17 protein-coding genes are annotated in these 21085 nt (G+C 69.0%); 8 read left to right on the forward strand and 9 right to left on the reverse strand.

Features of this window, described 5'->3' with window-relative positions; all coding sequences use genetic code 11:
* Positions 1-12 precede the first annotated feature (12 nt).
* From DAT35_RS31895 to DAT35_RS31905, 3 genes are read left to right on the forward strand one after another with little or no spacing between them, the layout of a single operon-like run.
* On the forward strand, positions 13-3141 hold the full coding sequence (locus DAT35_RS31895; protein ID WP_108072043.1) for an efflux RND transporter permease subunit: 3129 nt from the start codon (positions 13-15) through the stop codon (positions 3139-3141).
* Positions 3142-3194: 53 nt separating this feature from the next.
* Positions 3195-4655: a TolC family protein gene (locus DAT35_RS31900; RefSeq protein ID WP_108072045.1), complete on the forward strand. Its 1461-nt coding sequence runs from the start codon at positions 3195-3197 to the stop codon at positions 4653-4655.
* Between the two features lie 54 nt (positions 4656-4709).
* A complete protein-coding gene (locus DAT35_RS31905; RefSeq protein ID WP_233261841.1) occupies positions 4710-5201 on the forward strand; it encodes a hypothetical protein in 492 nt (163 codons plus the stop codon).
* A gap of 12 nt (positions 5202-5213) precedes the next feature.
* Here the strand turns inward: DAT35_RS31905 and DAT35_RS31910 are convergent, their stop codons facing one another.
* The 3 genes from DAT35_RS31910 to DAT35_RS31920 form a co-directional block, all read right to left on the reverse strand.
* Entirely contained in the window at positions 5214-5786 is a 573-nt protein-coding gene (locus DAT35_RS31910; protein WP_108072047.1) for a DUF99 family protein, read from the reverse strand.
* Between the two features lie 62 nt (positions 5787-5848).
* A complete protein-coding gene (locus DAT35_RS31915; RefSeq protein ID WP_108072049.1) occupies positions 5849-6055 on the reverse strand; it encodes a cold-shock protein in 207 nt (68 codons plus the stop codon).
* Between the two features lie 124 nt (positions 6056-6179).
* A complete protein-coding gene (locus tag DAT35_RS31920) occupies positions 6180-7094 on the reverse strand; it encodes a fatty acid desaturase (RefSeq protein ID WP_108072197.1) in 915 nt (304 codons plus the stop codon).
* A 191-nt stretch (positions 7095-7285) separates the two neighbouring features.
* On the opposite strand from DAT35_RS31920, the gene DAT35_RS31925 reads away from it, so the two are divergent.
* Positions 7286-7606 (forward strand): transcriptional regulator, encoded by a 321-nt coding sequence (locus DAT35_RS31925; protein WP_108072051.1) that lies wholly within the window; start codon positions 7286-7288, stop codon positions 7604-7606.
* A gap of 82 nt (positions 7607-7688) precedes the next feature.
* Here the strand turns inward: DAT35_RS31925 and DAT35_RS31930 are convergent, their stop codons facing one another.
* The 3 genes from DAT35_RS31930 to DAT35_RS31940 all read right to left on the reverse strand — a co-directional run bounded on the left by DAT35_RS31930 (position 7689) and on the right by DAT35_RS31940 (position 12521).
* Complete coding sequence (locus DAT35_RS31930) at positions 7689-10196, reverse strand: sodium-translocating pyrophosphatase (protein ID WP_108072053.1); 2508 nt, start codon at positions 10194-10196, stop codon at positions 7689-7691.
* 384 nt (positions 10197-10580) lie between these two features.
* Positions 10581-11102 carry a hypothetical protein gene (locus DAT35_RS31935; RefSeq protein ID WP_108072055.1) on the reverse strand — a complete coding sequence of 174 codons (522 nt, stop codon included), beginning with the start codon at positions 11100-11102 and terminating at the stop codon, positions 10581-10583.
* Between the two features lie 75 nt (positions 11103-11177).
* On the reverse strand, positions 11178-12521 hold the full coding sequence (locus DAT35_RS31940) for a short-chain fatty acid transporter (protein ID WP_108072057.1): 1344 nt from the start codon (positions 12519-12521) through the stop codon (positions 11178-11180).
* Positions 12522-12715: 194 nt separating this feature from the next.
* Between DAT35_RS31940 and DAT35_RS31945 the strand changes: the two genes are divergently transcribed.
* From DAT35_RS31945 to DAT35_RS31955, 3 genes are all read left to right on the forward strand, one after another.
* Positions 12716-13048, forward strand: coding sequence for a type II toxin-antitoxin system RelE/ParE family toxin (locus DAT35_RS31945; protein WP_146209973.1), 333 nt, complete (start codon positions 12716-12718; stop codon positions 13046-13048).
* A 407-nt stretch (positions 13049-13455) separates the two neighbouring features.
* The gene (locus DAT35_RS31950) at positions 13456-15342 is read left to right on the forward strand and encodes a serine/threonine-protein kinase (RefSeq protein WP_233261842.1); all 1887 of its coding nucleotides are present in this window, start codon (positions 13456-13458) and stop codon (positions 15340-15342) included.
* A 14-nt stretch (positions 15343-15356) separates the two neighbouring features.
* Positions 15357-16667, forward strand: a complete 1311-nt coding sequence (locus tag DAT35_RS31955; RefSeq protein WP_108072063.1) for an AarF/ABC1/UbiB kinase family protein — start codon at positions 15357-15359, stop codon at positions 16665-16667.
* Here DAT35_RS31955 and DAT35_RS31960 read toward each other — a convergent pair.
* From DAT35_RS31960 to DAT35_RS31970, 3 genes are all read right to left on the reverse strand, one after another.
* Positions 16664-17071 carry a response regulator gene (locus DAT35_RS31960; protein WP_108072200.1) on the reverse strand — a complete coding sequence of 136 codons (408 nt, stop codon included), beginning with the start codon at positions 17069-17071 and terminating at the stop codon, positions 16664-16666. The two genes, DAT35_RS31955 and DAT35_RS31960, sit on opposite strands and share 4 nt — an antisense overlap.
* A gap of 223 nt (positions 17072-17294) precedes the next feature.
* Positions 17295-19223, reverse strand: a complete 1929-nt coding sequence (locus DAT35_RS31965) for a PAS domain-containing protein (protein WP_108072067.1) — start codon at positions 19221-19223, stop codon at positions 17295-17297.
* Positions 19224-19313: 90 nt separating this feature from the next.
* Positions 19314-20207: a sensor histidine kinase gene (locus DAT35_RS31970; protein ID WP_233261843.1), complete on the reverse strand. Its 894-nt coding sequence runs from the start codon at positions 20205-20207 to the stop codon at positions 19314-19316.
* 199 nt (positions 20208-20406) lie between these two features.
* On the opposite strand from DAT35_RS31970, the gene DAT35_RS31975 reads away from it, so the two are divergent.
* Positions 20407-21084, forward strand: a complete 678-nt coding sequence (locus DAT35_RS31975; protein ID WP_108072069.1) for a response regulator transcription factor — start codon at positions 20407-20409, stop codon at positions 21082-21084.
* Position 21085: the final 1 nt, after the last annotated feature.

The following is a 21085-nucleotide window of genomic DNA, read 5'->3' on the forward strand; positions in this document are numbered from 1 at the left end:
AGGGCGTCCCCCATGATCCTCAGTGACGTCTCCATCCGCCGGCCGGTCTTCACGGCCATGCTCTCCCTCTGCCTCATCGTCCTCGGAGTGATGGGGTACACCCGGCTGGGTACCGACCTCTTCCCGGACATCTCCATCCCGGTGGTGGTGGTCAACACCGTCTACAAGGGCGCGGGCCCGGGTGAGATCGAAACCCAGATCATCAAGCCCATCGAGGATGCCGTCGCGGGCATCAGCGGCGTGGACAAGATCCACTCCTGGAGCCGCGAGAACGTCGCCACGGTGGTGGTGCAGTTCAAGCTGTCCGTCGACCTGGACAAGTCGGTGCAGGAGGTGCGTGACAAGGTCTCGGGCATCACCAACAAGCTGCCTCAGGACGCGGATGCACCGGTGGTGGGCCGCGTGGACATCTCCGCCGTGCCCGTCCTCACCTACGCGGCGAGCGCGCAGGCGGACTCGCGCACGGTGCGTAAAATCATTGAGGACAAGCTCAAGCCCTCGCTGGCGCAGCTCGAGGGCGTGGCGGACGTGCGCATCAACGGCGGCGACGTGCGCGAAATCCAGGTGGATGTGGACCTGGACAAGGCGCGCGCGGTGGGCGTGTCCGTGATGGACGTGGCCCAGCGCATCGGCTCGGAGAACCTGGACCTGCCGGCGGGCCGTCTGCAACTGGGGCCCACCGAGCTGACGGTGCGCTCGCTGGGTAACTTCCGGAACGTGGACGAGCTGCGCCAGCTCCCGGTGGCCCAGAGCCGTACGGGCGCCCAGGTGCGGCTGGAGGAGATCGCCACCATCACCGACGGCGCGGCAGAGCGGCGCACCACGGCGCGCCTCAACGGCGCGGATGCCGTCATCCTCGAGGTCATCAAGCAGCCCGGCTCCAACACCGTGGCGGTGAGCGACGCGGTGAAGAAGGCGATGGACAAGCTGATACCCACCCTGGGTCACGGCTTCCAGACCCGGCTGCTCATCGACCAGTCGGTGGACATCCGCGAGAACGCCCACGAGGTGTGGGTCGCCCTCCTCTTCGGCGGCGCGATGGCGGTGCTCATCATCCTGATGTTCCTGTTGGACCCGCGCGGCACCTTCATCTCCTCGCTGGCGCTGCCCACCTCCGTCATCGGTACGTTCTTCGTGATGTACCTGCTGAACTACTCGCTCAACCAGATGACGCTGCTGGCGCTCTCGCTGGCCATCGGTCTGCTCATCGACGACGCGGTGGTGGTGCGCGAGGCCATCACCCACCGCCTGGAGCAGGGGGAGGATCCGGTGAGCGCGGCCTCCAACGGCACCAAGGACGTGGGCCTGGCGGTGCTCGCCACCACGCTGGCCCTGGTGGCGGTGTTCATCCCGGTGGCCTTCATGCCCGGCATGGTGGGCCAGTTCCTCCAGCAGTTCGGCATCACCATCTCGGTGGCGGTGCTCATCTCGCTCTTCATCTCCTTCACGCTGGATCCGATGCTGTCCGCGCGTCTGGCGAAGCAGCGCAAGCCGGGCGAGCACCACCACGAGAACGCGGTGGCCAGCTCCATCCGCCGCTTCCTGGACGGCACCGAGCGCGTCTACTCGGGCATCCTGCGCTGGGTGCTCGACCACAAGTGGCTCACCACGGGTATCACCGTGCTGGTGATGGTGCTGTCCTTCGGGGCCGCCAGCCGCCTGGGCATGGAGTTCCTCGCGGCCGAGGACCGCTCGCAGTTCATCGTGCAGCTCATCCTGCCGGATGCCTCCAGCCTGGAGCAGACGGGCAACCGTGTGGCGCAGGCCGAGAAGATCCTCAAGACCATCCCCGAGGTGACGGACATCTATTCCATCGTCGGAGACAACGGCGATGTGAACAAGGCGCGCATCCGTGTCATCACCAAGGACAAGCAGTCGCGCAAGCGGGGCATCCAGGCCCTCAAGGACGAGGCGCGCGAGCTGCTCACCCCGGCGCTGCCCGCCACCCGCATCAACCTGCAGGATCTGCCCGTCATCGATGGCTTGGGCGGCGACTTCTTCCCCATCATGGTGCGCGTCACCGGCCCGGAGCTGGAGACCGTCCGCCAGGAGGCCGAGCGCATCGCTCAAATCCTGAACGACATCCCCGGCACCGCGGACGTGCGCGTGGAGTTCAACCCGCCCAAGCCGGAGCTGGCCATCGAGGTGGATCGGGCACGCGCCAAGGACCTGGGCGTGAGCGCCGCGGCCATCGCCATGCAGATGCGCATGGCCATCGGCGGTGACGTGGCCGCCAAGCTGCGCGAGGGGGTCGACGAGACGGAGATCCGCGTGCGGCTGAGCGAGCGCGACCGGGCCACGCCCGAGCGCGTGCGGCAGATTCAACTCGCCACGCCCAAGGGGCTCGTCCCGGTGACGGACGTGGCGAAGGTGGAGCTGCGCGACGGGCCGAGCGTCATCGAGCACGAGAACCGGCAGCGGCAGGTCGCCGTCTTCGCCCAGCTCGGGGGCGCCCCCCTGGGTGACGTGGCGGCGAAGCTCAAGCAGAAGGTGGCCGAGAAGCCGCTCGCCCCGGGCTACTCGCTCATCTACGACGGGCAGATCAAGATGATGACCGAGCAGAACGATGCCTTCAGCACGGCGTTCCTGCTGGCCTTCGTCTTCATCTACATGGTGCTCGCCAGCCAGTTCGAGTCCTTCAAGCACCCCTTCACCATCATGGTGTCGCTGCCGCTGGCGCTGGTGGGCGCGCTGCTGGGCCTGTTCTTCGGCGGCTTCCATGTGTCCATGGGCGCGATGATCGGCATCATCCTGCTGATGGGCCTGGTGACGAAGAACGCCATCCTCCTGGTGGACGGCGCGCTGCAGTACCTGCGCGAGGGGAGCACGGTGGACGAGGCGCTGATGAAGGCCGGCCCGCGCCGCCTGCGCCCCATCCTCATGACGAGCGCCGCCATGGCCATCGGCATGGTGCCCACCGCCATCAGCAAGGGCGTGGGCTCCGAGTTCCGCGCCCCCATGGCCATCGCCGTCATCGGCGGTGTCATCACCTCCACCTTCCTCACGCTGCTGGTGGTGCCCGTCGTCTTCGCCGCCATGGAGCGTCTGGGTTTCTTCAAGAAGGTGCAGAAGAAGCCGGAAGAAGCCGCCCCCTTGCCTGTTCAAGAGCCACAGGCTCAGCACACCGGCCGTGCCGCGTAAGCGGCCCCCGGGCTCTCTGCCCCTTCCCCCGTTCGTCATCTGAGTACCGCACCATGTCCCTCCGAATCGCTGCCGGGTCCGTCCGGCGTCCCCTGTCCGTCGTCCTCCTCGCCGCCCTCTCTCCGCTCGGCGCGCTCGCCCAGGCGCCCGTGGCCACCGGGGAGACACCCCAGCCGGTGCCTCCTCCGCAGCCCACCCTGGCGGCGGCTCCTGCTCCCGGCACGCTGCGGACGGTGACGCTGCAGGAGGCGCTCTCCCTCGCCGCGAAGCAGAGCCCGGACGTGGCCGCCGCTCGCGCCCAGGCCGCCGTGGTCGCCGCCGGAGTCCGCCGCGCCTGGACGGCCTGGCAGCCCGAGGTGACCGTTGGTGCCCAGTACGTCCGCTCCAGCGCCGAGGCCTCGCTGGACCTGGGTCAGTTCGTCGGGCTGGTGGGTGGCGTGTTCAACCTCGTGCCGGTCAATCCGCAGATCATCCCGGAGCCCGTCGTCATCACGGCGAAGGACTCGCGCTACGCGTCGGCGACCATCTCCCAGCCCCTCTTCACCCCGGCCGGCGCCTTCCTCATCGGCCCGGCGAAGGCGGGCGCGGAGGCGGCGGAGCTGGGCGCCCTGGAGGCGCGCGAGCAGGTGCTGCTGGCCGTGGCGCGCACCTACCTGGGCTTGCAGGGCATCACCCAGCTGATGGACGCGGCGCGCGAGGCCGAGTCCGTGGCGCTCCAGCGCGAGGGCGAGGCCAAGGCGCAGCTGGGAGTGGGCATGACGGTGGAGGCGGCGCTGCTTCGTGCCCAGGCGGAGACGGCCCAGGCCCGCGTGCAGCTCGCGCAGCTCTCCGGCCAGAACGTGCAGCTGCTGGCGATGCTGGGCGCGCTGGTGGGCGAGCCCATACAGCCGGCCCCGCTCGATGCTCCGGGCCCGACGTGGGACATTCCCACCGACGACAAGAGCCCCTGGGAGGACACGTACGCGGTGCGCTCGGCGGCCAAGGCGGTGAAGGCCAACGAGGGCAAGGTGACGTACGACCGCTTCTCGTGGCTGCCGAGCGTGGTGGCCCAGGCCCGCGGCCTCTACAACTCCAACGCCGGCTTCACCGGGACGAACACCAGCTACGAGCTCTCCGTGGCGGCCTCGTTGCCGCTGTACGACCGCGGGCAGCGCTACGCGGCGCTGCACGAGGACCAGGCGCGGCTGAACCAGGCCAAGGCGCAGTATGAGTCGTCGCGCGCCAAGGCCCACGCCAACTGGGTGGCGGCGAAGGCCAACCTGGAGGCCGCGCAGGCCGCGCTGGCCCAGGCCGAGGCCCAGTCTCAGCTCGCCGCCCGGGTGCAGCAGCAGGTGTCGGCCGCCTTCAAGGCCGGGGTGTCTACCAGCCTGGAGATGTCGGACGCGGACACGCGGCGCTTCCTCGCCGCCAGCTCCGCGGCCCAGTCCCGGGCCACGGTGGAGATCCGCCGCGCCGAGCTGGCCGCCGCCGGGGGCCGCATCGCCGCCTCCATCGAGCAGCCGGAGCAGAAGTAGACTCGGGGCCCGGTAGAGGAGGGCCCTGAACGTGAGCATGCCCTGGACGCAGGCGTGGTGAGCCCGGACGCGCCCCCGGAGCCGGGGCTGCTCTCGGTGGACCTCGGGCTGCGCTCGGGGCTGGCCCTCTTTGGTGCGGACGGGCGGTTGCGCTGGTACCGCTCGCAGAACTTCGGCTCCCAGTCCCGGCTCAAACGCGCGGTGCCCGCCGTGCTGCACTCGGCAGGGCCACTCGCCTGGTTGGTGCTGGAGGGCGGAGGGCCCATCGCCGAGGTGTGGGAGCGCGAGGCCATGCGGCGGGCGCTCCCCGTGTTGCGCGTGTCCGCCCAGGACTGGCGGGCCCGGCTGCTGTACGCCCGCGAGCAGCGCAGCGGTGGCCTCGCGAAGGACGCGGCCGGAGTGCTCGCGCGCCGGGTGATTGAATGGTCCGGTGCGCCCCGGCCCACCTCGCTGCGGCACGATGCGGCCGAGGCCGTGCTGCTCGGGCTGTGGGGCGCGCTCGAGGTGGGGTGGTTGGAGCAGGTGCCGCCCGAGGTCCGCAGGTAGCGAGGGGCCCGCTCAGGCCCGCTTGGAGCTCTCTCCCGTCACCACCGCCGAGCCAATGAGGTGCGCCAGCCGCAGCGCCTCCGGCACGTGTCCCCGGTCCGTGAGCCGCTGGAGCGCTTCCGCCACCCAGGCCGGCTCCGCGCCCTGCACCTGGAAGGTGAAGCCTCCGAGCTGATGGATGGGCCCGGCCCGTCTCAGCAACTCCAGCCGCCGCTCCGGCCGGGGCAGGTGGCGCAGCGCGCGCTCCATCGCGTCCAGGTCCGGCAGCCGCCGCATCACCGACACGCACGGCTTGCCCAGCGTGTGCGCCAGCCTCGGCAGGTCCACCATGTTGAAGCCGCCGAAGGCGATGCCATCCAACAGCACCAGGTGCAGCTGCGGCAGGAACTTGCCCCCCACCAGCAACCGGCACACCTCGTCCGTCGCCGTCCACCCGTCCTTGCGCACCCGTCCCCAGACGAGCCCCTCGAAGCGCGTGCCGGCGCACACCACGCCCACCAGCGGCACCCTCGCGCCGGGGCGCTTGGTGAAGGGGGCGTCGTCGAAACCGGCGGCTCGAGGCAGGGACGGAAGACGGGGGGTCATTCAAAAGGAAGAGCCCGACCTCATGAGAGGTCGGGCTCCAGGAATCATCACAGAGTGTGGGACTACCCCGCGGCGCGAACGTTCTGCGCCTGGAGGCCCTTGGGGCCCTTCGTGACCTCGAACTCCACGCGCTGCCCCTCGGCCAGGGTGCGGAAGCCATCCATATTGATGGCGGTGTGGTGGCAGAACACGTCCTCGCCACCTCCGTCCTGCGTGATGAACCCGAAGCCCTTAGCGTCGTTGAACCACTTGACCGTACCAGTTGCCATGAATCGTTCTTCTTTCGTCACAGCGGCGGCACCCGAGCCGCCGTTCCCCACCCGGACTTGAGCAGGGGGGCTCTGGCGTAGTCTGTCCACTCCTGAATGTCGAGGGGGCGGTTCCCCCAAGTGTTCAGGTTCGAGCAGCGTTGATGCCCGACTCCAGGGCATCCACGTCCGCCGAGGTCAGCTCGGGCGCCTCACCCGAGGGCGGCTCGAAGCCGGCGCGGCCGAGCTGCTTGGTGCCGAACTGGGGGAAGAAGGGCGCCAGCACATAGACGCGGAAGCACCACCCGAAGAAGCTGCTCTGGTTGAGCTCCGGGTTGATCTCCGGGGCCAGCTTCGCGTGCAGCTGGGGCAGGGTGCTCCAGTGGGCGCCCGGCACCTCGTGGTGGGCCGAGTGCAGGCCGTTGTTGAAGAGCAGGAAGTTGATGAGCTTGCCGTCGAAGCTGCGCGAGTGGTCGTGCTCGCTCCAGGCGTCCGCGTGGACGTGCTGGATGTAGTTGAAGAACATGATGGTCCACAGCGCGAAGAGCGCCGGGATGAGGAAGGCGAAGCCCCACACCATGATGCCGCGCCCCAGCCCGTGCCACGCGATGGCCACCCCGAGCAGCGCCAGGTGCAGGCCCGCCCACATGCAGTACTGGGTGATGATCTGCCGGTAGAGCGTGGGGTTCGACTGGCGCGCCTTGGCGATGTACTGCTTGATGGGATCGCTCTGCCAGTACGAGGAGATGAAGAAGTACGTGGAGGCCACCAGCCAGTTGTGCTTGTTGGTGTAGCGCCAGGTGATGGTCGCGTCGCCCGGCTTGTTGACGTACTTGTGGTGGTTGAGGTTGTGCGTGGGCACCCAGGCGAAGGTGGGGTAGCCGTAGAAGTGCGCCAGCCACATGCCCATCCAGCCGTTGAGCCTCCGGCTCTTGAAGGTGGGGCAGTGGTTGTGGTTGTGCGCGATGACGCCAGCGCTCAGCGCCAGGTAGCAGCTGATCGGGCTGAGGTAGGGGATGAGCGCGGGATTGACGTACTGCGCCATCGCGACGATCGGCATCGCGAGGCACCAGAGGAGGGTTCTGTAATCAGCGGTGTACCGGAGGCTCATGCCCCCGACGCTATCCGAGCCCTCCCGGGGGACCTAGGAATCTTTCCGGTGCTGGACACTCGCTGGCAGGGCGGGCGAGGGACCCCTGGACACCGGTGCAGGGGCGCATGCCTAACGTCAAACCTGGGAGGTCATGGGCCATGAATCGCAGTCCCATTCCCCAAGCCCGGGGAGCCACCGTGCGTGGCGCGCTGGAGGCGGAGCTGGCCTCGGCACCGGAGACGGGCCTCACCGCGAAGGAGCTCTCCGCGCGGGTGGGCATCTCCGAGAAGGACGTGGCCGGGCACCTGGAGCACCTGGAGAAGTCGCTGCGGGCCGGAGGTGCCGCGCTGGAGGTCATCCCCTCCGAGTGCCTGGCCTGCGGCTTCGTCTTCCGGGAGCGCAAACGCCTCACCCGGCCCGGCTCCTGTCCCGAGTGCCGTTCCACCCGCATCGAGCCGCCCGCGTTCCGCATCCGCTGAGCCCGGGCCCGCAAAAGAGAAGCGGCGGGAAGCCTGGGGCTCCCCGCCGCTCGTCACTTCAGGCCGTGGGGCCCTGGGGTGACTAGGCCGCCGGCTTCACGCCCGCCTTCGTCTCTCCGGCGATGGCGGACATCGGGGTCTCGATGCGCATGCCGTAGAACGAGCGGTACACGAACACCAGCGAGGCGGCGAAGAAGACGGCCGCGAGCACCGTGGTGATGGCGCCCTGGCCGGCCGCGTTCAGCTCCACCGCCAGCTCCACCGCGAGCAGGCCGAAGAGGGTGGTGAACTTGATGACCGGGTTGAGCGCCACGGACGAGGTGTCCTTGAACGGGTCGCCCACCGTGTCGCCCACGACCGTGGCCGCGTGCAGGTCCGTGCCCTTGGCCTTCAGCTCCGTCTCCACCAGCTTCTTCGCGTTGTCCCACGCACCACCGGCGTTCGCCATGAACACCGCCTGGTACAGGCCGAACACCGCGATGGAGATGAGGTAGCCCACGAAGAAGTACGGCTCGAGGCACGCGAAGGCCAGGGTGCTGAAGAACACGCCCAGGAAGATGTTGAGCATGCCCTTCTGCGCGTACTGGGTGCAGATCTCCACCACGCGCTTGGAGTCCTCGACGCTCGCCTTCTCCACGCCCTCCAGCTTGATGTTGGCCTTGATGAACTCCACCGCGCGGTAGGCGCCCGTGGACACCGCCTGCATCGAGGCGCCGGAGAACCAGTAGATGACGGCGCCGCCGGTGACCAGGCCCAGCAGGAACGGGGCGTGCAGCAGGCTGAGGTAGCCCTGCTTGGTCGCGTCCAGAATCACGCTGCCGGTGGCCGTATGGGTGCCGATGAGGATGACGATGATGGAGAAGATCATCGTGGTGGCGCCCACCACGGCGGTGCCGATGAGCACCGGCTTGGCCGTGGCCTTGAAGGTGTTGCCCGCGCCGTCGTTCTCCTCGAGGTACTCCTTGCCCTTCTCGAAGTCCGGCTTGAAGCCGAAGTCCTTCTGGACCTCCGCGGAGATGTTGGGGACGTTCTCGATGAGGGACAGCTCGTACACGCTCTGCGCGTTGTCCGTCACGGGGCCGTACGAGTCCACCGCGATGGTGACCGGGCCCATGCCCAGGAAGCCGAAGGCCACCAGACCGAAGGAGAACACCGCCGGGGCGATCATCAGCGTGCTGGGGATGTCGCGGCTGAAGAAGAAGGCGCCGCCCATCAGCGCCGCGATGATGATGCCCATCCAGTAGCCGGAGAAGTTACCGGCCACCAGGCCCGAGATGACGTTGAGCGACGCACCGCCCTCGCGGGAGGCCGTGACGACCTCGCGCACGTGACGGCTCTCGGTGGAGGTGAAGACCTTGATGGCCTCGGGGATGATGGCGCCCGCCAGCGTGCCGCAGGTGATGATGGCGGACAGCTTCCACCACAGGGTGGTGTCACCGGCCAGGTCCGGGATGAGCAGCTTGGACACGATGAAGGTCAGCACCACGGACACGATGGAGGTCAGCCACACCAGCACGGTGAGCGGGGCCTCGAAGTTCATGTGGTCCGCGTTCTTGTACTTGCCACCCTGGATGATGCCGTTGAGGCCGTAGGAGCCGAGGCTCGCCAGCACCATCACGATGCGCATCATGAAAATCCAGACGAGCAGCTGGACCTGGAACTGCGGCGGCACCGCCAGGAGGATGAAGGTGATGAGCGCCACGCCCGTCACGCCGTAGGTCTCGAAGCCGTCGGCCGAGGGGCCCACCGAGTCACCCGCGTTGTCACCGGTGCAGTCGGCGATGACGCCCGGGTTGCGCGCGTCGTCTTCCTTGATCTTGAAGACGATCTTCATCAGGTCCGAGCCGATGTCGGCAATCTTGGTGAAGATACCGCCGGCGATGCGCAGCACGGAGGCGCCCAGCGACTCACCGATGGCGAAGCCGATGAAGCAGGGGCCCGCGAAGTCGGAGGGGACGAAGAGCAGGATGATGAGCATCAGCAGGAGCTCGGTGGAGATGAGCACCATGCCGATGGACATACCGGCCTGCAGGGGGATGGCGTAGGTGGGGTAGGGCTTGCCACGCAAGCTGGCGAAGGCGGTGCGGCTGTTGGCGAAGGTGTTCACCCGGATGCCGAACCAGGCCACGCCGTAGCTGCCGGCGATGCCGATGAGGCTGAAGGCCAGGATGGTGATGACCTTGATGGCCTCCAGGTGCCGCAGGAAGCCGAAGTACACCACCATCACGGCGCCAATGAGCACCTCGAGGATGAGGATGAACTTGCCCTGGGTGACGAGGTACGTCTTGCAGGTCTCGTAGATGAGCTCGGAGATCTCGAGCATCGACTTGTGGACCGGCAGGTTGCGCAGCGACGCGTACTGCATGAAGCCGAAGGCGAGGCCGAAGATGGAGACGAGGATGCCGACCATCAGCAGCGAGTGGCCATTGATGCCGCTCAGGAACGTGACCGAGCGGAAGTCCGGCAGCTTGAGGTCCGCCTCGCTCGCGTGGGCAGCGCTTCCGGCCAGCACCGCCAGCAGTCCGAGGACCTTGGCGGCCGTTCCGGTGACGCTCGCGCGGAGAGCGTCCATCCGTGAAGTGGGTTTCATGGGGTGCAACTCCTCAGAGGCTCATCATCTGTAGCGCGTGGCGCTCTCGGCCTGGGCACGCTGGATTGAGAGGGTGAGAGTTTCGAGGGGTTGGCCGTCTGCGGGCGGGGGGTCCGCACGCCGACGCTTCAGCACAGCCTCGCCCTTCAGGGCCGGAGAGCACGCCTGAAGGCGGCCCGCGTGTACCACGTCCCCGGTGGGGAAGTCGAATTCCAGGAAGCGGAGAAGTCACCGGGCGTCGCCTGTCCGCCAGCTCTCCGCCGGGCAGGCGTCTTATCCTACAGGTAAGGTCGTCTTCAGCCCGGCCCTCTGAAAGACAACACGCCCGCCGGGGCACGAGGCCACCAGGCGGGCGTGCGGGAAGTGCTACAGCTGCGTCACTGCTCAGAGCACCTTCACGTTGATGGTCTTGAGGACCTGGTCGCCGCGCAGGATGGTGACGGTCCAGTCGCCTGCCTTGCCCAGACGCACGCCGGTCCACTGGCGGGTGCGCCAGCCCTCGCCCTTGATCTTCACGTCCTTGGTCTCGCGCACCACGTTGCCCTGCTTGGTCTGAATCATCAGGTCTTCGATGGAGTCACCCTGCGGCACCAGGTAGGACTGCCAGACCTGGACGGAGGTGTTGGCCTTGACGCCCTCGGGGCCCACTTCGGTGACGCACTCGAACTTGGTGGGGCTGTCCTTCTCGGTGTCCACCTTGGTGCACAGCTTGGCCTCGACCAGCAGGGGACCCTGGCCCTGGCCCTTGTAGAAGTAGTCCCACGTGCCCTTCACCGCGTCGGCGGGAGGTGCCTTCACCGGCTCGTGCGCCGGAGCGGCGGCCTCCGGGGCCTGGTCCTGCGCCATCGCCATACCGCCGAACGCCACCACCGCGCACATCGCCAGCTTCGTCAGGTTGCTTGCCATGGTGTTTCCCCCTCGAATGGGTTTCGCCCGGGTGTCTAGCACAGGACAGGCCCCGGCTGGCCACGCGGCGTGCCCTCAACCCCAGAGGAAGAAGGCGAGGGTGACGAGCGGCAGGTAGACGAAGAAGGCCATCAGCAGGAAGCCGAGGATGTCCTTGAAGTCGAGTCGCGCCACCGCCAGCAGAGGCAGCGCCCAGAAGGGCTGGATGAGGTCCGTGGCCATGTCCCCCCAGGCATACGCGAGCACCACCTTCTCCGGGGCGACGCCGAGCGTCTTCGCCGCCTCCAACAGGTAGGGCGCTTCAATGGCCCACTTGGAGCCGCCCGAGGGCACGAAGTAGTTCACCACGCCGCTGTAGAGATAGACGATGGCGGGGAAGGTGCTCGTGGTGGACAGCGAGACGAAGAGCTGGCCGATGCGCTCGGTGAGGCCGGTGGTCTTGAAGATGCCGTAGATGCCCGCGTAGAGCGGGAACTGCAGGACGATGCCGTGCAGCACGCTGGCGGCTTCCTCGCTGGCCTTGAGCAGTCGCGCGGGCGTGCCGTGCAGCAGCACCGCCAGCGTGAGGAAGAGGAAGTTCACCACGTTGAGGTTGATGGCCTTCCAGCCACCGTTGAGCCACAGGTGGCGCGCGAACCAGAGCAGGCCCAGCACGCCGAAGAGCACGTTGAGCAGCGGGGAGAAGTCCAGCCACGTGGCGGGGCTCTTCTCGGCCGGGCGCACCGGCGGCTCGAAGTCCTTGAGCTGCTCGAGGATGGCGGGGTCCACGCGCACCGTGCGCTCGGGCCGCGGGTGCAGCGCCCATGCGAGCACCGTGAGCGTGCCCACCGCCGCCACGGTGAGCCAGAGGTTGAAGGGCGAGAAGAGCGTCCGGTCGATGGGGATGACGCCGAGCTGCTTCTCCAGGAAGTGGCCGGGGGTGGCCACCAGCAGCGGCGCGGAGGCGGACAGGCCCGCGTGCCACGTGGCGCCCAGGCCGAAGTAGGCGCAGGCCACCAGCAGGCGGTAGTCCACGTCCGGCTGCCGCCTCACCACGAAGCGCACCAGCATGGCGCTGGCCACCAGCGACAGGCCCCAGTTGATGTAGGCCAGGCCCATGGACACGGCGGCCATGAGCACCACCGCGCCCCTCGGGGTGCGCGCCAGTCCCGCCAGGCGCTCCAGCAGGGTGCGCACCGGGCCGGTGAGGGCCAGCAGGTAGCCGGTGAACATCACCAGCGCCATCTGCATGGAGAAGCTGAGCAACTCCCAGAATCCGCCGCCCCACGCCTCCAGCACGCGCGGCGCGGACGTGTCCGCCCAGCCCAGGGCCAGTCCCATGGTGAGCAGGGAGAGCAGCACCGCGATGGCGAACGAGCTGGGCACGAAACGCGCGGAGAAACGGCCGAGGGCCTCCGCGATGCGAACGAGTGTTTCCACGGGACGCCGGGCTCCGATAAAGGGGCAGGAAGACGTACACCCCGGACCATTTGAGCACGGCTCCCCGGCCGCTCCAATGACAGACAGCGCACACTTCGGGCCCTCCCAGTGTCTGGATTCCATCGGAAGGGCGGCTCGGGTTGCACCTTGCTGTCAGGGAATGCGCAGCCCCCCACTTGTCCGGCGAGAGGGCAATGGCCATCTGGACTTCAATGGCCTACCGCGTCCATATCCCCGTGGAGCTGTGGAGCACGTTCAAATCGCTTCCACCGGCGTTCGTCGATCGGCTGCACCGGCGCATCGACGACATCGCCCAGCTGGCGGAGGTGGCTCCTCCTCTCAACCCACTCTGGCTGAAGCTCGGCGCCACCGACCGGCCGTTGCTGCGGTGTGTCGTGGAAGGGTACGCCCTCCTCTACGAGGTCGACGAGTCCTGCCGCACCCTCTCCGTGCTCGACGTCGAGCAGGAAGAGACCGAGTCGTCCTCGCTGTCCTCCGAGCTGCGTGCCGTCAACGGCCGTCACTGAGCCGCGAACGCAGAGGAGCCCGTTTCACCCGGTGTGCAGGAAGACGTACGCCGTCATCGGCCCGCCCAGGGAGATGATGATGCCCCGCGCCCGGCTTGCTTCAGCCCCCCCCGCCTCTTCCGTCCGATGCACCTGCCACCGCTCTGTGAGCGTCCGCGTCTGGTGCTCTCACCGGCCCCCTTCATGGGGGTCGTTCCGTGCGCGCGCCCCCCTTCCAGGCGGTAGAAGTTTCAGCCCGGCTCTGGTGCTTTTTACAGGCCCGCCCGCCCCTCCCTGTACGAGGGAATGAGGGGATGGCGCGCCGATAGTGGCCTACAGGCAGGGAGGTTCAGCCACTTCGCGACGCGCCAGGTGGGCGAATCGCGTCCGGAGGCAGCGGCACGAACATGGCATGGGAAAGGGCTTCCGTGGAACCCGACTCCCGCTCGAGCTGCGACTGCCAGACGCCCCACCCGGAACTGGAGGAGTGTCCTACCGTCATGCGGGCGGCCCTCGAGGACCGCCCACAGACTCCGCTCACGTTGCCGCCCTCGAGCGAGCGGGGTGAGAAGCTCGTGGGTCAGCGCTACGGCAGCTTCATGTCCCTGCGCGAGCTGGGCCGCGGGGGCATGGGCACGGTGTTGCTCGCCGAACACGTCCTCATTCCCAAGCGCGTCGCGGTGAAGGTGCTCCACCGCCACCTCGCCGAGGAGCCGGAGCTCGTCTCGCGCTTCCTCGCCGAGGCGCGTGCCATGAGCCTCGTGCAGCACGAGAACGTCGTCACCGTGTACGACCTCGACACGCGCGACGGCCGGCCCTACTTCGTCATGGAGTACCTGGAGGGGCAGAGCCTCGCCGCCTTCGCCCGGGGGCCGCTCGAGCCGGCGCTGGTGGTGGAGCTGCTCGCCCAGGTGTGCGAGGCGCTCGGCGCGGCGCATGCGCGCGGCATCATCCACCGCGACCTCAAGCCCGCCAACGTCTTCCTCGTGCCGGGCCCCAACGGGCGCCACCGGGTGAAGCTGCTGGACTTCGGCATCGCCAAGCGGCTCGTCCGGCTGGATGGGGAGACGCCCACCCGCACCGGCGTGCTCATGGGTACCCCCGAGTTCATGGCCCCCGAGCAGTGCGGGGGCAAGGACGTCGACGCGCGCACGGACCTCTACGCCGTGGGCGTACTGGGCTACCTGCTGCTCACCGGCAGCGCGCCCTTCACCGGCAGCAACGCCGCCGAGATTCTGGTGGCCCACCTCCAGCAGGCCCCGCGCCCGCCGCACGAGGTACGCCCGGGGATTCCGCAAGCGCTCTCCGCGGTGCTGATGCGCGCCCTGGCCAAGCGTCCCGAGGCACGCTTCTCCACCGCCGCCGAGCTGCGCGCCGCGCTGGAGACCTCCGTCGGCCCCTCTCGGACGCTCGCGCCGATGCCCCCTCTGGGCTTCACCGCGCGCGTGCCGATGCATGGCTCGCTGGGCATCCGCGAGTACCCCTGCGAGCGCGTGGGCCGCGCGGGCCTCTTCTTGAGCACCGGCGAGGAGCCGCCGCCCCTGCTCTCCGACGTGTCGCTGCTGCTGCGGCTGCCCGGGGGCGAGCTGCCCTGCACCGGCCAGGTGGTGCGCCACGTGACGGGCGAGCAGGCCCGGGCGTGGAACATGGCCCCGGGCTTCGGCGTGGAGCTGCGTGATGCCACGCCCTCCTTCCAGCAGACCTTCGCCCGGCTGCTCGCGGGGGAGCGGCCTCCGGAGCCCACGCCTCCGCCCGCGCCCCAGGACGATGCCCGCGCCGAGCCCGTGCTGCGTGAATTCCGCCAGCGCCTCAGCGGGGACTATTACGCGGTGCTGGGCGTGCCCCGGAACGAGGACGCCGACATGGTGCGCGCCCATGCGCGCGAGTGCCGCAACCGGCTCGAGCCGCTGCTCCTGTTGCCCCTGTCTCCCGGCCAGCGCGCCCTCGTGCAGCGCGCCCTCTCCAAGGTGGCCCAGGCGCTGCTGGTGCTCGGCCACCTGGAGCGGCGCGTGGAGTACGACGCGGAGCTGCGCAACGTGGAGGGCGTGCTGCGCTGTCTCGCCGCCGGCCTCACCGTCACCGCCCTGGAGGCGTGCCGCCATCGCTTCCTCGCGCGCCACCCGGAGACCGAGGGCCACTCCGTGTTGCACGTCGCCTCCGGTGATGCCTTCCGGACCGCCGGCCGGCTCGCCGAGGCCCTCGCCTCCTACGAGGCCGCCCTGCGGGTGGACCCGCTCCACCTGGAGACGCTCAAACGCTGGCACGCCCTCCGGGTGAGGATGCGCAGCCATGCGACGTCCGCGACCCACCGTTAGAATGGGCCGCGCGCATGGCCTCGGACCCGACAGACCTCGATGACAAGCTCCCCCTCCAGGGGCGCTTCTCCCGCTTCCGCAAGCTCGCGGGTCTCTCCGCTCAACTCAGCGCGGACGTCCTGAAGAGCGGGGCGAAGCGGCTCGTCGGGCAGGAGCCGGAGCTGCTCAGCAAGGCCGCCGCGGAGAAGCTCGTCTCCACGCTCGGCGAGCTCAAGGGCGCGGCCATGAAGCTCGGCCAGGCGGTGTCCATGGACACGGAGCTGCTCTCTCCCGAGGTGCGCCAGGTCATCGCCCGCCTGCAGAACGAGGCTCCGCCCATGCCCTACGAGCTGGTGGCGCGCATCCTCCGCGAGGAGCTGGGCGCGGCCCCCGAGGAGCTCTTCCGCTCGTTCGACGAGGCCCCGCTCGCCGCCGCCTCGCTGGGCCAGGTGCACCGCGCCGTGCTGCACGACGGCCGGCACGTGGCGGTGAAGGTGCAGTACCCCGGCATCGCCCAGACACTCGCCGGGGACATGGACAACCTGGGCCTGGTGGTGAAGACCGTCTCCAAGGCCTCGCGCCTCACGGACGGCACCGCCTACTTCCGCGAGCTGCGCGACGAGATGTTGTTGGAGACGGACTACCTGCGCGAGGCCTCGCTGTGTACTGGCTTCGCCCGCGGCGTGGAGCGTCTGCCGGACCTGAAGGTGCCCGAGGTCATCCCCGAGCGCACCACCGGGCGCGTGCTCACGCTGGAGCTGCTCCAGGGCCGCACTCTCAAGGACTGGGTCGTCTCCGAGCCCTCCGCCGAGGAGCGCTTCCGGGTGGCGCGCCAGCTCATCCTCGCCATCTACGGGCCCTTCTTCACTGCCGGGGAGATGCACGCGGATCCGCACCCGGGCAACTTCATGGTGCTCAAGGACGGGCGGCTGGGGCTGCTCGACTTCGGCTCCATCAAGCGCTTCACCCCGCGCTTCGTGGACGCCAACCGGCGCATGTTCCTGCACGCCGTGCGGCTCGAGTCCATGGATGTGCTCGGCCTGAGCCGGGAGGTGGGCTTCACCACGGAGCTGCCCGACGCGGAGGCCGCTGCCCTCATCCAGGAAGTGCTGCACATCGCCGGGCGGCCCATGCGCTCCGCGCCGTACGACTACGGCACGTGCTCCATCACGCGTGACATGAAGCTGCACTTCGCGCGCAACGCCCCCCGCTTCCTGAAGCTTCGTCCGCCCGCGGAGGCGGTGCTGTTCTTCCGTTCGACTGGAGGGCTGGCGCAGAACCTGCGGCTCATCGGGGCCCGGGGCGACTTCCGCCGGGTCTACGAGGAGGTCGCCGCGTTGCTCTAGCGGGTGCCCGCGGCTGGCAGCCGGCTCTTCTTGTAGATGCTGATGAGCTTGCGGGCCAGCGACTCGCCCTGCACGCTCTTGGAGATGTAGCCATCCGCGCCCGAGGCCAGCGCGAGCGCGCGCAGCTTGGACTCGTCCGAGGCCGAATAGAGAATGAAGCGCGTGGTGGCCGGGGCCTGGTTGCGCGCCAGCGCCAGCACCTTGTCTCCGCTGAGCGCCGGAATGTTCACATCCAGAAGGACCAGATCCGGCATGGCATTGCGGACCAGGTTGGAAACACCCAGCGAGGAGCGGTGTGTGCGAACCTCGAAGCCGTAGGCGTGCAGCGTCCGCTCCAGAAGCATCAGCTGATCCACATCATCGTCCACCACGAGGACACGAATCTTGTTCTCGCTCTCGGACATGGGCTCCCCTTGGAGGCAGTGCAAAGGTGGTTGGCGGCGCTTCAGGATAGCGTCTCACTTCCTTGCTGGGAGGCCCGTCCTCCAGGGAAGGAAGCTGTGAGGCCACAAATCCGACGCCTGGAGCCCGGGGAGATGTGCAAAGCCGGTAAGACCGAGCGGAATTGAGTCCAGCGAGATGGGCAAAGCCGGGAAGAAGTCACCGTTTTGTGACGGCCGAGCGAGCTCACCCGCGGCGCGAGGGGGCCCTGGGCAGTTGGACGGTGAACACGGTGCCCTCCTCGCGGCTTGAGCGCGCCGCGACCGTGCCACCATGGGCGGTGGCGATCTGCTGGACGATGTAGAGCCCGAGTCCCAGGCCGGAGGACGGCTTGCTTCCGCGCTGCTCTCCCCGGCGGAAGGGCTCGAACAGCTCCGGGAGCAGCTCGGCGGGGATGGGCTCACCCTGGTTGAGCACCTCGATGCGCACGCGCTCGCCCTCGTCGCGGAGGGCCAGCGCCACGGGGAGGTCCTCGGGGCTGTAGTCGAGGGCGTTCTTGAGGAGGTTGCCGAGCAGCTGGGCCAACCGGTCCGGGTCCCACTCGCCGCGCAGGTCGCCGCGCACCTCCAGCCGCAGCTCGCGCGCCGGGTGGGCCACCTCCAGCTCGCTCACGACACGGCGGCCCAGCGGACCCAGGTCGGTGGGCACCGGGGTGATGGGGATGCCGCCGCCCAGCCGCCCGCGCGTGAGATCCAACAGATCGCCGATCATCCGCCCCATCAGTTCCGCGTTGAGCGCGATGCGTTGGGCGAGCCGCAGGGCGCGCTCCGGCAACGTCTCCTGGCGCAGCAGGAGGTTGGCCGACAGGGTGATGATGCCCAGGGGGTTGCGCAGGTCGTGGCTAACGATGCCGAGGAAGCGCTCGCGGAACTCGGCCGTCCGGCGCAGGTGTTCCTCGAAGCGCTTGAGATCGGTGATGTCCACCACCGATGCGGCCACCATGAGGGTCTGGCCAGCGTGGTCCTTCACCGGGGAGTAGCTCACCAGGTAGTGGCCGAGCTCGCCCCGTCGGCCCGCGGTGGGGACGGTGATCTCCACGCTGGAGAGGGGCTCCCCGGTCTCGAAGACGCGCTGGTAGTAGGGCGCGCTGGAGGGCGCGATGGCCGGGATGACCTCCCAGATGGTGCGTCCGATCGTCTGCTCCACGGGGACGCCGTTGACGGTGGCGAGCGCATGGTTGATGCGCACGTAGCGCAGGTCCCGGTCGACGAAGGCCAGGCCCACCGGCGCGGTGGCCAGCAGCGTGTCCAGCAGCGCCAGGGCCTCCTCCCGCTCCTTCGCCAGGGCGCGCCGCAGCGCCACGTTTCGCGAGGTGACCACGGCTCCTCTCAGGGACCCGTCGGGCCGCCATAGGGGCCGGGCCGCGACGGAGACCGGCAGCCGCGTGCCATCCGGACGGCGGATCCACATCATCTCGTCCCGCACGTGCTCGCCGTGGAGCGCGCGGTAGAGCGGCACCTGCTCCAGAGGCATGGGGTGGCCCTCTTCGTCACAGAGCCCGTAGGTCTCCACCCACTCCAACGCGCCTACTTCCTTGAGGGGCACGCCATGCTGGCGCTCGGACTCGGAGTTGAGGATGCGCAGCACGCCCTCGGCGTCCGCCATGACGATGCCGTCGCCGCTCTGTTCGATGAGCTCCTTCAGCAGGGTGTGCTGTTCCTCGGCCGCGGCCCGGGCCGCGTGCGCGCGCTCCAGCAGAGTGGCGCGTTCCTTCTCCGCCTTCCGGAGCTCCTCGTCCCGCGCTCGCTCGGACTCAGCGACGGCGCCGCTCATGGAGAGGTCGATGCCACGGTGGAAGGTCCGCTGTTCCTCGAGGTCGGACGTGCCCCCGGTCTCTTGCAGGAGCTTGAGGATGCCCTCCCTCAAGAGGCTGTACTCGAGGATGATTCGCGCGGCGTCGTAGCCGATGCCGCGCTGTCGGGCACGGGGCGAAGGGGACGTTCCCCGGGGGGGGCCGCGAAGCAGCTCCAGCAGCTCATCGAGCAGCTCCGGGAAGGTGTCGAGGATGACGGAGCGCGGTGGTCCTTCCGTGGGGAACCGGGCCCGCAGCGTGCGCTCGAATCGCTGCAGGATGTCCTCCCGTCGCGTGGCGAGGAGCTCGACCAAGGCACCCATGAGAGGGGCAGCTAGCCATGAGGGGGGCTTCCGGGCCAGCGCGGAGCGCTCGTCCCTGGTGTGCAGTGAGCACTGCCATGCCCGAGCGTGCTACCGGGCGTGGCGTGCCTTGCGTTCCGGTGTGGGCTTCTTCCGGGCCGGGCGCCGCGCGGGCTTCGGCGTGGAGAGGGCCGGGACGGTGAGCGTGAAGCGGGCGCCTCCTCGCGGGCGGTTGGTCGCGGTGATGGTGCCTCCGGCCCGCGAGATGACACCGTGGGCCATGGCCAGTCCCAGGCCGGTGCCCTGGCGGCCCTTGGTGGTGAAGAAGGGCTCGAAGATGCTGGGCAGGTGCTCCTGGGAGATGCCCGTGCCCTCGTCCTCCACGGTGAGGATGACCTGGCCGCGCTGGTGTCGCCCGCGCACGCGGATGGTGCCGCCCCGGGGCATGGCATCGCGCGCGTTGAGCAGCAGGTTGATGAGCACGTAGCGCAGGTCCGCCGCCGAGCCGCTCACCGGAGGCAGCGGCGGCACCTTCACGTCCAGGCGCAGCGTGAGGCCCTCGCGCGCCGCTCGCTGCTCGAGGTCGCCGCGAGCGATCTCCATCGCCTCCCGCACCACCTCGGCCAGGAGCACGGGCTCCCCGTTGCGTTCCTCCCGGTGCCGCCGCGCGAAGTCCTGCAGGTGGTGCACGCGCGTGCTCGCGTCGCTGACGATGCGCTCCAGTGCTTCCAGGTTGTCCCGCTGGCGCGCGGCGAGCCGGGTGTCGCGCTGGATGAGCTCCAGCCGCAGCTTCATCGCGTTGAGGGTGTTGTTGAGGTCGTGCGCGACGCCCAGCACCATTTCACCCAGCGTGCGCAGGTGCTCCCGCTCGGCGAGTGTCCGCCGGAGCCGTGCCTGCTCCTCGTCCGGCTCGGGGTCCTCGTGGCCGAGCCCTCGAGCGGGTGAGGGCCGGAGGGCGATGGCATCTGACTGTCTTCCACCACGAGAGGGACGGCGAGGATGCATGGAGGCGTGTGCGAAGGAGCCAACACCATCCGGAGCGCCAGGGCTGTTGGACGCGAGTACAGTGTGCTTCCGTAGTCTGGACAACAGAGGAGCCGGGGGCTGGCACCTTGAAGTTGCACCTGGAATGATACAATTCACTCCCAGAAGAGTGGGGAGTGGGCCGTGCCTGAGGGGGGCCTCGGGACAAAGGGAGTTCCATATGGAGGCGGGAAGGATCCGGGTGGGCATCCTGGAGGACCATCAAATCTTCCGGGAGAGCCTGGTGGTTCTCTTCGAGAGCTCGGGCATGGAGGTGGTGGCTCAGGGCCCGGACGAGGAGGGGTTCCTGGCACAGCTCCAGGAGGCGGAGCCGGACGTTGCGCTGGTGGACCTGCGGCTCGAGCGCCCGGACAGCGCGGAGGTGGGTGACGGTGTGAGGGTGGTGGAGCTGCTGCGCGAGCGGCATCCCCGCATCCGCTCGCTCATCCTCTCGGCCTACCGGGATCAGATGTTGCTGGAGCGCTGCTTCCAGGCGGGTGCCGCGGGTTACCTGTGCAAGCTCAACGTGGGCAGCACCGGCCTGGTGTCCGCCGTCGAGCAGGTGGCCCGAGGGGAGTGGCTCGTCCCGCCGGAGCTCGTGAGTCCGGTGCAGGCCGCGCAGGGCGGACGCAACCTGCTCATGGAGCGGCTCACCCTGCGCGAGCGCGAGGTGCTGGGCCTGGTGGCGGCCGGCGCGGACAACCTGCAGATCTCCGCGCGGCTGGGCATCACCGAGCGCACGGTGAAGGCCCACGTCTCCAACCTCTACCGCAAGCTGGCGGTGCACAACCGCGTGGAGATGGCCCGGCTGGCGTACCAGTCCGGCCTCAGCTCCCCCGTGGATGCACAGCCCTCGTAGG

The organism is Vitiosangium sp. GDMCC 1.1324 (assembly GCF_003044305.1).
Classification (GTDB): Bacteria; Myxococcota; Myxococcia; order Myxococcales; family Myxococcaceae; genus Archangium.